The sequence below is a fragment of the Streptomyces sp. NPDC102451 genome, from assembly GCF_044765485.1.
Taxonomy (GTDB): domain Bacteria; phylum Actinomycetota; class Actinomycetes; order Streptomycetales; family Streptomycetaceae; genus Streptomyces.
The window spans coordinates 173,633-185,727 of sequence record NZ_JBIWKD010000011.1 but is presented as its reverse complement, the minus strand read 5'-3'; the positions used below and the strand labels follow the sequence as shown (position 1 = coordinate 185,727).

Below are 12,095 nucleotides of genomic sequence, written 5' to 3'. Positions count from 1 at the left end.
GCAGAAGATCAGCAGCGCACAGGGGGCGTGCCGCGGCCACCGCCACGGACGTGCCTCACCAGCGGCCGCGGATCAGCCGTTCGCCGCCCCGGGTACGAACCGCCACTTCCGGTGCGCGGTGACGGTCCTGATCCGCCAGCCCGGTTCCGTACGCCGCAGCTCGAAGACGTAACGACCGCCGGTGACCAGGGCCGGAGCCCTCTCGCCGTCCCAGGCTTCCGGGCCCGTCGGGCTGAGGTAGTCGGCCCGCACCTGTGCCCGGTCACCGGGATATCCGCCCAGATCCTGGAGATCCAGGCGCCTGTTGACGATCAGGTGCTGGCGGGCGGGGAAGGGCCGCAGGCTCTCCGCGAGCCACCGCACGGCCTCGGCGGCCGGCCCCTCGGTACCTCCCGCACCGCGGTAGTCGGCGCGCCCGTCCGGTGTGAACAGGGCGCCGTAGTCGTCCCACGCGCCGTCGTCCACCGCCACGGCGTAATCGGTGATCACTGCATCGATGGAGAGCCGGTCCATCACCGTCGCGAGAGCCACGCGCTGTGTCATCGCCCAAGTCTCGGCCGTCGGGCGCCGCACGCCAAGGGGCGCGCACGGCCCGTGGACCTGGCCGGGCCGGTGTCAGGCGGGGACGACGGCCACCGGGCCGAGGGCGTGCGTCACCGTCGTCTGCGCGACGGGGGAGAGGCCCAGCCCGAGGGCCTCGCCGCCCCTGCGCCGCCCGACCACGGTCAGCGCGGCGGTGGCCGATGCCGTGACCAGGGTGCGGGACGCCGAGCCCCGGACGGGTTCGCGCACGGCGTCCACCTGCGGGTACTCCTCCAGCCGCCCCGCGGTGAGCTCGGCGAGCGCCCGCGCCGCCGAGGCCGCCGCAGCCTCGCTGTCGAACACCGGGCCGCCGGACAGCATCGACGAGAACATCGTCCACCCGTGCACGATCCGCAGCCGTGCGCCCGGCCTGGACGCGGCGGCCTCGAAGGCGAAATCCAGGACCGCGCCGCTGCTCTCGTCGGCGGCGACCCCCGCGACGACGTCCGGGAAGGCCTCCGACGGCTCCGCCCCGCCCTCGCGCGACCCGCCGGTGTGGGCGACGACGACCGGACACTGCGCCATCGAGGCGGTGGCCAGACTGTTGGATCCGATCATCAGCGAACGGAAGCCGCCGAGACCACGGGATCCGACGACCACCATCGAGGCGTCACGGCTGAGCGAGGTCAGCGCCGCCGACGGGAAGTCCAGCGGGGCCAGCGTCGAGGTCGCCAGCTCCGGCGCGAGCCGGGAGGTCCGCAGCACCGCCTGGGCGAGCAGCTCCTCGGCCTCCCGCAGCCCTCTCTCCTCCTCCGTACGCCGGCCCGGCATCCGGACGTGCACGATCAGCAGCGGCAGCCCCGCGCGCACCGCTTCGTCGGCGGCCCAGTCGAGCGCCTTTCAGCTGTGCTCGGAACCGTCCACCGCGGCGATCACGGGAAGGTCGTCGGCGGTCATGCGAGCCTCCATGCGGTCTTCCGGGGGCGGCCGGAGCGCTTCCGGGGCGGGGCGGAGCGCTTCCGGGGCGGGGCGGGACAGCCCCGGAACCGTGATTATGACCCGTTTGTGCGCCGGGAGCCCGGTGGGCCTCACCGGCGTACGGGGGCGACTGTGCAGCGGACGTAACCACGCTTGATCGTCCGGCGTGACACCCGGGAAACGGACGTTTCGTACCGTCGCACCACCAGCGTCCCCCATGAAAGGCCGTCCATGACCGCGCCGAATCCGCAGCCGGACACTCCCGCCCAGGTGCGGACGGTCTGCTCGTACTGCGGTGTCGGCTGCGGGATGGTCCTCGACATCGGCAGGGGTCCCGACGGCCGGCGTACGGTCCTGAAGGCCACGGGGGACAAGGCGCACCCGACGAACGGCGGGCGGCTCTGCACCAAGGGGGCGACGAGTGCGGACATGCTGGCCGCCCCCGGGAGGCTGACGACGGCCCTGGTGCGGGCGGACCGCAGCGAGGAGCCCGCGCCGCTGCCCATGGACGCCGCGGTCAAGGAGACCGCGCGGCGGCTGCGCGCGGTCGTCGACGAGCACGGGCCCGACGCGCTCGCCCTCTACGTCTCCGGGCAGATGACGCTGGAGGCGCAGTACCTCGCCAACAAGCTGGCGAAGGGCTTCGTCCGCACGAGCTGGATCGAGTCCAACTCGAGGCTCTGCATGGCCAGCGCGGGCAGCGGCTACAAGCTCTCGCTGGGCGCCGACGGACCGCCGGGCTCCTACGAGGACTTCGAGCACGCCGACACGTTCCTCGTCATCGGCTCCAACATGGCGGACTGCCATCCCATCCTCTTCCTCCGCCTCATGGAGCGGGTGAAGGCCGGCGCGAAACTCATCGTCGTCGACCCCCGGCGCAACGCCACCGCGGACAAGGCCGATCTGTTCCTGCAGATACGCCCCGGCACGGACCTGGCCCTGCTCAACGGCCTCCTGCACCTCCTCGTCGAGAACGGCCACACCGACCCGGAGTTCATCGCCGACCACACCGAGGGCTGGGAGGCGATGCCCGGCTTCCTGCGGGACTACGCGCCCGCCGCGGTCGCGGAGATCACCGGCATCCCGGAGGCGGACATCCGCCTCGCCGCCCGCCGGATCGGCGAGGCCGGTGAGTGGATGAGCTGCTGGACCATGGGCCTCAACCAGAGCACCCACGGCACCTGGAACACCAACGCCCTGATCAATCTGCATCTCGCCACCGGCGCCGTCTGCCGCCCCGGCAGCGGCCCCTTCTCGCTCACCGGCCAGCCCAACGCCATGGGCGGCCGCGAGATGGGCTACATGGGCCCTGGCCTGCCCGGCCAGCGCGGCCTGCAGTCCGACGAGGACCGCGCCGAGGTCGAGGAGCTGTGGGGGATCGCACCGGGAACCCTCCGTACGGATGCCGCGGGCATCGGGACGATCGACATGTTCCGGCGCATGTCGGAGGGCGCGATCAAGGCCTGCTGGATCATCTGCACCAACCCGGTGGCCTCCGTGGCCAACCGCAGGACCGTCATCGAGGGGCTGGAGGCGGCGGAGTTCGTCGTCACCCAGGACGTGTTCGCCGACACCGAGACCAACGCGTACGCCGATGTCGCCCTGCCCGCCGCACTGTGGGGCGAAGCCGAAGGCGTCATGATCAACTCCGAGCGGAACCTCACGCTCGCCCGGCAGGCCGCCGACCCGCCGGGGGAGGCCTGGCCGGACTGGCGGATCATCGCGCGGATCGCCTGCGAGATGGGGTACGAGGACGCCTTCTCCTACAGCAGCGCCGAGGAGATCTTCGAGGAGATCAAGCGGGCCCACAACCCGAGGACCGGGTACGACCTGCGCGGAGTCAGCTACGAACGGCTGCGCCGGACCCCCGTCCAGTGGCCCAGCGCCACCCCGGACGGCCCGGCGCGCAACCCGGTCCGCTACCTCAACGACGGCGTCAGCCGGACCCAGGTCGTGCGCCCCGACGGGAGCGTGCCACGGCTGGCGTTCCCCACCACGAGCGGCCGCGCGGTGTTCTTCGCCCGCCCGCACATGCCGGCGGCCGAGATGCCCGACGACGACTTCCCCTTCGTGCTCAACACCGGCCGCCTGCAGCACCAGTGGCACACCCTCACGAAGACCGGGAAGGTCGCCAAGCTCAACAAGCTGAACCCCGGCCCCTTCGTGGAGATCAACCCGCAGGACGCGGTGGCCCTCTCGATCGCGGAGGGTGACTCGGTCGAGGTCGCCTCGCGGCGCGGCCGGGCCGTGCTGCCGGCCGTCGTGACCGACCGGGTGCGGCCCGGGGACTGCTTCGCGCCGTTCCACTGGAACGATCTCTTCGGCGAGTACCTCAGCGTCAACGCGGTCACCAACGACGCCGTCGACCCGGTGTCCTTCCAGCCCGAGTTCAAGGTCTGCGCCGTGACACTGGTGAAGGTCGCCGCCGTCGTACCGGCCACCACGGACGTGGCCGTTCCGGCGTCCCCGGACGTCGTCGTCCCGGCCCCCGTGGACGCCCCCGTCGCCGCGCTCGCGGGCGTGTTCGGCATCACGGACGTGGCGCCGCCTGTCCTGTCCGCGCAGGAGCGGCGCTATCTGTCCGGGTTCCTCGCGGGGCTCGGGCCGCGCTCCGCGGGGACGCCCGTACTCCCGGCGCACGCGCCGTTCCGGCCCGACCACGCCCTCTGGGTCAACGGGGTGCTGGCCGGCATGTACTCCCGTACGCCCGGCGACGCCTCGCCGGAACCGGTGCCCGCCGGGGCGGCGCAGGCACCCGGTGAAGCGCCCGGCCGGCAGATTGTGGTCCTGTGGGCGTCGCAGACCGGGAACGCCGAGGAGTTCGCCTCGGTGGCGGCCCAGCGGCTCGCCGAGGAAGGGCGCGCGGCGACCCTCCGGGGGATGGACGACGGCCCCCTGGACACCCTCCCGCGCACGGCCGACCTGCTGGTCGTCACCAGTACGTTCGGCGACGGCGACGCCCCTGACAACGGCTCCGGATTCTGGGAGTCGCTCAACGCGCCCGACACACCCCGGCTGGAAGGGGTCCGCTACGCCGTACTCGCCCTCGGGGACTCCTCGTACGACGACTTCTGCGGGCACGGCAGGCGGCTCGACGAACGGTTCGGTGAACTGGGCGCCGTACGGCTCGTACCCCGTACGGACTGCGAGCCGGACTACGAGGAGCCGGCCGGGCAGTGGCTCGACGACGTGTTCGCCGCACTGGGCGCCCCGGCCGCCGCACCTGAACCCACTGTCCCCGCTGTCCCCGTCGCCCCTGCCGCCCCGGCCCGCACCAACAGGACGGCGACCGGGCGCCTCGTGGGCAACGAGCTGCTCAGCCTCCCCGGCGCCACCAAGGAAGTACGCCGGTTCACCTTCGACACGCAGGACAGCCCCGTCCCGCTCGTCTACGAGGCCGGCGACGCACTCGGCGTGGAGGCGGTCAACTGCCCCGGACTGGTGGCGGAATGGCTGGCCGTCACCGGACTCGACCCGGCGGCCCCGGTCGACGTGTCAGGCGTCGGATCCGTACCCCTCGGCGAGGCGCTCCACCGCCACCTGGACATCGCCCGGATTACCCCCGGGCTGCTGCGCCTGGTCGCCGAACGCACCCACGACCGCACCCTGAAGAAGCTCCTGCGCCCGGACAACAAGGGCGAACTCGCCCAGTGGACCTGGGGCCGGCAGGCCGTAGACGTCATCGCCGAGCACTCCGCCCGCGCCACCGCGGCCGAGTGGACCGGGGCCCTCACTCGTCTCCGTCCCAGGCTCTACTCCATATCCTCCAGCCCGCTCACCGACCCCGCCCGTGTGAGCCTCACCGTCTCCGTCGTCCGTTACGAGAACAGGCACGGCGCCGTCCGCAAGGGCGTGGCCTCCACCTTCCTCGCCGATGCGGAGGAGGGCAGCCCCGTACCCGTCTTCGTCCAGCGCGCCCCGCACTTCCGCCCGCCGGCCGACCCCGCCACCCCGATGGTGATGGTCGGACCCGGCACCGGAGTCGCCCCCTTCGTCGGTTTCCTCGACGAACGGCGTGCCCTCGGCCACCGGGCCCCCAACTGGCTGTTCTTCGGCGAACAGCGCTGGGCCACCGACTTCTACTACCGCGACGAACTCGACTCCCTGCGCGGCGACGGCACCCTGACCCGGTTGGACACGGCCTTCTCCCGCGACCAGCGGGCCAAGATCTACGTCCAGGACCGGATGCGCGAGCACGGCGCCCAGCTGTGGTCATGGCTCCAGGAGGGCGCCCACTTCTACGTCTGCGGGGACGCCTCCCGGATGGCGAAGGACGTGGACAGGGCGCTGCGGGACATCGCCGTGGCCCACGGAGGACTCCAGGAGGACGCGGCCGCCGCATACGTCAAGCAGCTCTCCGCCGACAAACGGTACGTGCGCGACGTGTACTGAGCCGGGCCGGCCGAGCACGGCCTCCGCTCATCCCGCGAGCGAGCCCAGGACGTCCCAGGTCCGGAGGCGGTCGGCGTCCCCGGCGATCTCCGTGCCCGAGAACACCACCTCCGTCGCCCCGGCGTCTCGGTAGCGCCGTACTTCCTCGGCGATCCGCCGCTCGTCCCCGATCACGGCCACGTCGGCGGCCCGCCGGCCGCCGGACAGCTCGATCACGCGGGCGTAGGAGGGGATCTGCTCGTAGAACGCGAGCTTCTCGGTCACCTTCTCGCGTACGGCGTCGATGTCGTCGGTGACCACCCCGTTCACCAGGGCGACGATGCGGGGCGCCGGCCGGCCGGCGGCCTGGGCGGCCGCGGTGACCGCCGGAACGATGTGCTCGGCGAGGGCGCGCGGGCCGGCGAGGTAGGGCAGGATCCCGTCGGCCAGTTCACCACTGACACGCAGGGCCTGAGGCCCCATCGCCGCGACGAGCAGCGGGACGCCCGCGTCCGCACCGGGCACCCGGGCCGGCACGGGCGTGCCGACGGTGAGCAGCTCGCCGTGGAAGTCGGCGGCGCCCGTCGTGGTCAACTGCCGCAGGGCGGTGAGGAACTCCCGCAGACGGGCGATGGGCCGCTCGAAGGGAATACCGAACCCGCCCTCCGTCAGCAGCTTCGTCCCGAGGGCCAGCCCGAGGTGGTAGCGGCCGTGCGTGGCCGCCTGAGCCGTCTGGGCCTGGCTGGAGACCACCAGGGGATGGCGGCCGAACACCGGGATGGCGGACGTACCCACCTGAAGGCCGGGGACCTCCCGCCCGACGATCGCCGCGAGCTGCGGTGAGTCGGCCCCGAAGGTCTGCCCGAACCAGGCCGACCGCAGCCCGGCGTCCGAGGCCTCGCGTGCGAGCCGCACGCTCGCGTCGACCTGGTTCTCCGTGTCGTTCGCCTGAAGCGTCACGCCTGTAGTCATGTCATCGAGAACGGACGCCGTCCACCCGCGCATTCCGTCCCCGCGTGACAGTCGTCTGTCAGCCGTGTGAACAGACCCGTAGCCGGCACCGCCGTGGCGGGTATCGCCACCGCCTGCCTACGGGCAGCTCTCCTCGAACTTCACCGCGGTGAATGCGACGGGCTGACCTGTCAGCTCGGCGCCAGGGGCAGGGGACTGGGTGCACACCTGCCAATTGCTCTCCAGCAGGACCATGCGACTTTGCGCCGCATCGGTTTGTCCCCCGGAGAGCGGTTCGTGGAGGCATGACCGTAGCCGTGCGGTATGCGAGAGGGGAGCGAGATGTTCCGGTAGTGACGGAGTTGTGACCAAGAGGTGGAGGAAGGGTAGCGTGGTCAGCCATCCACCACGGGACAAACCCGGCGACATCGGCGATCACTCCCGGGATACTGATCGCCCATGGATGAGGTCGAAGTAGTCGTCGCCCATTCCGAGCGCGCGACGTTGCGCGTCGGCGACGTGTTCCTGAAGGTGGATGCCGATCAGGCGCGCATCGACGTCGAGGTGGAGGCGATGTCCCTCGCCCCGGTCCCGACCCCGGGGGTCCTGTGGCGCAAGCCGCCGGTGCTCGCGATCGCCGCGGTCCCCGGGGCGACGCTCGGGCGCCTCGGTGGGCCGTCGACCGGGTCACCGGCGGCGGGGGCCGCGGCGGGCGCCGCAATCCGAAAGCTGCACGACGCGCCGCTGCCGCCCCGGCCCGGCGGGGCCGGCCGGAGCATCGTCGCGCTGGCGGCGGAACTCGACGACGAGTGCGAGCTGCTCGTGACGAACGGTGTCCTGTCCGCTGATCTGGTCACCCGTAACCGCCGGGTCGCCGAGGCCGCGCTCCGGCCGTGGACTCCGGCGTTCACGCACGGCGACCTGCAGATCGCGCACGTCTTCGTCGACGGCGACGAGGTGACGGGCATCATCGACTGGTCCGAGGCGGGCCGGGGTGATGCCCTGCACGACCTCGCCACCTTCACGCTCGGACACGAGGAGCACCTCGACGACGTCGTCGCCGGCTACGGGAGCGACATCGACCTCGACGTGATCCGCGCTTGGTGGTCGTTGCGAAGCCTGCTGGCAGTTCGCTGGCTGACCGAGCACGGCTTCGACCCGTTCGCGCCGGGCTGTGAGGTCGACGTGCTGAGATCGCGGGTGTGAGGCGGTGCGAACCCGACCGGTGGTGCTTGATGCTGTCCGAACGGCGGCATCACGAACCTTGCGCTGAAGCCGCACTGACGGAACCTTGTCATCACCAAGCTGTGGCCGAACATGACTGCGCCCCCGCAGCCACCGGGGCTCACGGGGGCGCTACCGCGATCGGTCAGGACACGTCGCCGCGAACGCTGTCGCCGATCAGCCCGTCGGTGTACGTCACGTACTTGGCGTCGAACGCACCCTTGCCAGTGATGGTCCCGGTGACGTTCTCACCGGGGGCGAGGTTCACCGTGTCCAGCTGGTTTTCGTCGACCCCGAGCTCGGCGGTGTGCTTGCTGCCGTCGGTATCGGTGATCGTCACGTAAAGCGGGTTGACGTCGATGTCGTCCTTGCTGTTGTTCGTGATGGTCACCTTGACACTGGTGTAGTCGTCACCCTGGGCGAGGATCGACTTCTTGAAGTCGGTCTTCTTCGCGGTGACGGTCACCGGTTCCTTCTTCGCCGGTTCTTCCTTCGGCTGGTCCTGCTTGGTGCTGCCCTGGGTGGCTGCCGGCTTGGTGGTGGACGCCGAGTCGTTGTCGTCACCACCGCTGGCGACTGCCGCGATGATCGCGATGAGGACGAACAGGCCGACGATCCCGAGACACCCAAAGCCGATGATCTTCCCGGTCTTCTTCTTCGGGGCAGGCGGCTGCGGGCCCCAGCCGGGCTGCTGCGGCTGACCGGGCTGCGGGTACTGATACGACATGTGTCCCCCTGAGGCGGTTCGTGGAGGCATGACCGTAGCGCGCGGAATGCGGCAGGGGAGTCACATGCTCCGGTAGTGACGGAGTTGTGACCAAGTTGTGTAGGACTAGAGGGGAGGGTTATCCAACTCTCGTGCCAAGAGCCACGCTTCCTGCTCACGTCTGCAGAGCAGCCCCAGTCATCCCGAGGGCCACGGTCTTGCGATCGCTGAGAAGAACCTCGACCTGGTACGCAGCATGAAGCATGCGAAGGCAGGGGAGTTGGGCATGCGCCGATTCTGCGGGCGACGACCGCCAACCCGTGGTCTCGTAGGATGCCCGCATGATTCGCGCAGTGGTGTTCGACGTCGGTGAGTGCCTCGTAGACGAGACCCGGGAGTACGGCACCTGGGCCGACTGGCTAGGGGTCCCACGGCACACGTTCGCCGCGATGTTCGGTGCCGTCATCGCCCAAGGCCGCGACTACCGCGAAGTGTTCCAGGCGTTCCAGCCAGGCTTTGACCTGACCGAGCAGCGCCAGGCCCGCGCCGAGGCAGGCCAGCCCGAGCACTTCGACGAGTCGGACCTCTACCCAGATGTCCGCGACTCGCTGAAGGCCCTGCGCGCGGACGGCCTGTGGCTCGGCATCGCAGGCAACCAGACGGTGCGCGCCGGCAGCATCCTCCGCGGCCTGTTCACCAACGATGTCGATTTGATCGGCACCTCGGACGACTGGGGTGCCAGCAAGCCCGACCCTGAGTTCTTCGTCCGCGTCGCCGACGTCGTCCCGGCCGACCCCGGGGAGATCCTGTATGTCGGCGATCGCGTCGACAACGACCTCCGCCCCGCGGTCGCAGCGGGCATGTACACCGCGCTTGTCCACCGCGGGCCGTGGGCGACGATCCAGTGGAACACCGAGGAAGCGGAGAAGCTGCCCACCTTCCGGGTGGAGAGCCTCCTCGAGCTGTCACCCCTGATCAAGCAGTTCAACGAGCAAGCGCACTGACGGTCGTCGACCATCCGTAAAGTCGCTCGTCGAGGTCCCGCACGTACTGCTGGTTCTGGTGCGGGGCCAGCTGGCGGCGAACCTCCCGAACCCGGTCCATGCCCATCGCGTACCACGTGGCCTCAAGCTGGTCGAGCGCCTCGCGCGCGTACCCGCACGCCGCTTCCGGGTTTCCGGCCGTGGCTTCAACGGCGGCCAGGTCGCCCAGAATTACGCTCCGCTGCTTGTCCTCGACCACGGGGAGCTGCTCCAGGACACCGCGAAGAGTGACCCGGGCCTGCGGCAGATGCCCGGCCTTCAGCTGGGTGTTCCCCTTGAACGCGGCCAAGCGGACGGGGCTGAACCAGTCCAGCCAGGCCGGCGACTCGTGCTCGCCGCCCGCCGTGAGGATGTCCTCGCTGTGGCCAAGCAGATGCAGAGCCGTCGTGGTGTTCCCGGACCGGGTCTCGCACTCCGCTTCGACTGCATCGAGCCACGCCAGCAGCAGGGGCGAGGCCCGGCCGCGGCGGGCGTAGGTGCGGGCGGCGACCATGCGCTCCACCGCATCGTCGCGACGCCCCGCCCAAGCTGGGATGAACGCGGTGTGCGCGAGAATCGCGGCGCCGAGGAGCGAGTCGTCGGCTTCGCCCGCTGCCTGCAGCGCCCGGAGCCAGGTCGTGCTTGCCTGCTCTGCTTCTTGCAGGTCGAAGAACTCGATGCGCCCCGCGAGGAGCCACGTCTCCGCGAGCGCGGTGGCCACGGACTGCCGGGTACGCCCTGCGGTCTCCTGTAGGAGTGCACAGCCGAGGGTGGCGTGGGCGACGGCAGCCGGGTGCAGGGTGGCCGGGGCCACGGACCAGTAGAGGCGCCGGTGCGACCGGGTCACCGCCTCGAAGTCCGCGGCCACCGATGCTGGTTGCATGGCAGCGGCCGTCTGCGAAGGGACTGCGGCCAAGCCGACCGCGGCGACGGTCGCTCCGAGGAGACCTCGACGGACGGGGTCGGGGCAGCTGGCGTGCTGCACGAATCCGAGCGCTTCAAGGTCTTGCCCAAGCACGCGGATGAGAGCCTGCTGCAACTCGGGGTGCGGCCACGGCGGAGCTTCGGATTCCCACCGGCGGACTTGGCGGACACCGACGTTGAGGGCGTCGGCAAGGGCTTGCTGGGAGTGGTAGCCCGCAGCGAGGCGGGCGGACTTGAGTCGGGTGTTGCTGGGTTTCGGCGGCACGCTGGTCCTCCATCACGACATGTCAGGCCAGTGTCACAGCACGCCCTCATGCTGGCCAGTCATCACTCGAAAGGCCGGACAAAAGTCCTCTTCGGTGACAGTGAGAGTCCTCTGTAAGTCCTCGGAATCCCATGACTCAAGGGCGACGCTTGGGGCACTGACCGCAACGTCGCCGTGAGGAGTCGCCAGCATGCCCGACCCCAGCATCCGCACCATACGGGACTGCCGCATCGCCGGGGCCGGAGGAGACTGGGACGCCGTCCGGGTGCCCCGCAGCGTCGGCCTGGACGTCCTCGCCATCCTCTGCAGCCGTTCCGGCGCTGTCCTCGAGGACCCGCTCGCCGCGGCCCTGTCCTGGTTCATCCCGCCGAGCGCCGCCGGTGACTGGGACGTCCCCGGTACGCGGATCCTGGGAGAGGGCGCGCACCTTGTCATCCCGCCACCCCGCCGCACCCGAGGGCCCGGACCGCACTGGCGGAGCTGCCCCGGAGAGGACGCGTGGGTGACGGATCCGGCAGCGTTACGGGCCGCCCTTGAGGACGCTGCGCGCCCGCGCGGGATGGAGCCCACCTCATGACCCGCTGCGTGTCGAGCGGTCGTAGTCATGACTTCCCGTTCGAGGACTCGGTGCAGGCGCACTGCCCGGAGCACGGGGTACGGATCGTGTGGAAGCTTCCGTTCGGGGAGGAGCCTGCCGAGTTCCTGCCATCGCTCGAGGATCCTACGAGGGGGCTGGCGGCCGGATGACTCCCGCCCGTGGCTGACGCTGATCGGCCACGGGCGGGCTCTGGGCAAGGGCTGCGCGAGCGGGTGACCATGGGTGTCACTGACAACTCTTGCCATTGTTCGGCAGGGCGCAACTGCGTGAACTTGAGCTGCATGTGTTGCACGCGCATGTGATCGCCCGTCGGGCGTCGAGGATCCACTGTTCTATGGGCGGCACATCCGCAACACTCCGCTGAAGATTTGCGGCGGTTTTTGATCTTGGTCGTGCCTGGGGTGTGGCCCACCTCACGGTCACCAGCTCGCTTGATCGAGATGCGGGTCACGGCCCCTGTGCGGCCGCCAGCCCGGCCCTTTGATCTCGGTGGCGCGACGGCGTCGCAGGGGGCTTTCGCCGCGTACCTCTTTA

General features: G+C 70.7%; 8 protein-coding genes and 1 pseudogene. 4 read left to right on the top strand and 5 right to left on the bottom strand.

Annotation, left to right across the window (positions count from 1 at the left end; genetic code table 11):
• Positions 1-72: 72 nt before the first annotated feature.
• A complete protein-coding gene (locus ACIRD8_RS24280) occupies positions 73-543 on the bottom strand; it encodes a nuclear transport factor 2 family protein (protein ID WP_403995205.1) in 471 nt (156 codons plus the stop codon).
• Positions 544-615: 72 nt separating this feature from the next.
• Positions 616-1,479 (bottom strand): annotated as a pseudogene (locus tag ACIRD8_RS24275) (universal stress protein).
• 252 nt (positions 1,480-1,731) lie between these two features.
• Here ACIRD8_RS24275 and ACIRD8_RS24270 point away from each other — a divergent pair.
• On the top strand, positions 1,732-5,892 hold the full coding sequence (locus ACIRD8_RS24270) for a molybdopterin-dependent oxidoreductase (RefSeq protein WP_403995202.1): 4,161 nt from the start codon (positions 1,732-1,734) through the stop codon (positions 5,890-5,892).
• Between the two features lie 27 nt (positions 5,893-5,919).
• Here ACIRD8_RS24270 and ACIRD8_RS24265 read toward each other — a convergent pair whose 3' ends face one another.
• Positions 5,920-6,843: an LLM class F420-dependent oxidoreductase gene (locus ACIRD8_RS24265; RefSeq protein WP_403995200.1), complete on the bottom strand. Its 924-nt coding sequence runs from the start codon at positions 6,841-6,843 to the stop codon at positions 5,920-5,922.
• A gap of 438 nt (positions 6,844-7,281) precedes the next feature.
• Here ACIRD8_RS24265 and ACIRD8_RS24260 point away from each other — a divergent pair, with 438 nt between their 5' ends.
• Positions 7,282-8,028 (top strand): phosphotransferase family protein, encoded by a 747-nt coding sequence (locus ACIRD8_RS24260; protein ID WP_403995198.1) that lies wholly within the window; start codon positions 7,282-7,284, stop codon positions 8,026-8,028.
• A 163-nt stretch (positions 8,029-8,191) separates the two neighbouring features.
• Here the strand turns inward: ACIRD8_RS24260 and ACIRD8_RS24255 are convergent, their stop codons facing one another.
• Positions 8,192-8,773 (bottom strand): DUF4352 domain-containing protein, encoded by a 582-nt coding sequence (locus ACIRD8_RS24255; RefSeq protein ID WP_403995195.1) that lies wholly within the window; start codon positions 8,771-8,773, stop codon positions 8,192-8,194.
• A 320-nt stretch (positions 8,774-9,093) separates the two neighbouring features.
• Between ACIRD8_RS24255 and ACIRD8_RS24250 the strand changes: the two genes are divergently transcribed.
• Positions 9,094-9,756, top strand: coding sequence for an HAD family hydrolase (locus ACIRD8_RS24250; protein ID WP_403995192.1), 663 nt, complete (start codon positions 9,094-9,096; stop codon positions 9,754-9,756).
• On the opposite strand, the gene ACIRD8_RS24245 is transcribed toward ACIRD8_RS24250, so the two are convergent.
• Positions 9,737-10,963 (bottom strand): helix-turn-helix transcriptional regulator, encoded by a 1,227-nt coding sequence (locus ACIRD8_RS24245; RefSeq protein ID WP_403995189.1) that lies wholly within the window; start codon positions 10,961-10,963, stop codon positions 9,737-9,739. The two genes, ACIRD8_RS24250 and ACIRD8_RS24245, sit on opposite strands and share 20 nt — an antisense overlap.
• A 190-nt stretch (positions 10,964-11,153) precedes the next feature.
• On the opposite strand from ACIRD8_RS24245, the gene ACIRD8_RS24240 reads away from it, so the two are divergent.
• Positions 11,154-11,540, top strand: a complete 387-nt coding sequence (locus tag ACIRD8_RS24240; protein ID WP_403995186.1) for a hypothetical protein — start codon at positions 11,154-11,156, stop codon at positions 11,538-11,540.
• Positions 11,541-12,095 lie beyond the last annotated feature (555 nt).

Coding starts and splice junctions, on each gene's coding strand:
- ACIRD8_RS24280 (WP_403995205.1), bottom strand. CDS start 543: ATGACACAGCGCGTGGCTCTCGCGACGGTGATGGACCGGCTCTCCATC.
- ACIRD8_RS24270 (WP_403995202.1), top strand. CDS start 1,732: ATGACCGCGCCGAATCCGCAGCCGGACACTCCCGCCCAGGTGCGGACG.
- ACIRD8_RS24265 (WP_403995200.1), bottom strand. CDS start 6,843: ATGACTACAGGCGTGACGCTTCAGGCGAACGACACGGAGAACCAGGTC.
- ACIRD8_RS24260 (WP_403995198.1), top strand. CDS start 7,282: ATGGATGAGGTCGAAGTAGTCGTCGCCCATTCCGAGCGCGCGACGTTG.
- ACIRD8_RS24255 (WP_403995195.1), bottom strand. CDS start 8,773: ATGTCGTATCAGTACCCGCAGCCCGGTCAGCCGCAGCAGCCCGGCTGG.
- ACIRD8_RS24250 (WP_403995192.1), top strand. CDS start 9,094: ATGATTCGCGCAGTGGTGTTCGACGTCGGTGAGTGCCTCGTAGACGAG.
- ACIRD8_RS24240 (WP_403995186.1), top strand. CDS start 11,154: ATGCCCGACCCCAGCATCCGCACCATACGGGACTGCCGCATCGCCGGG.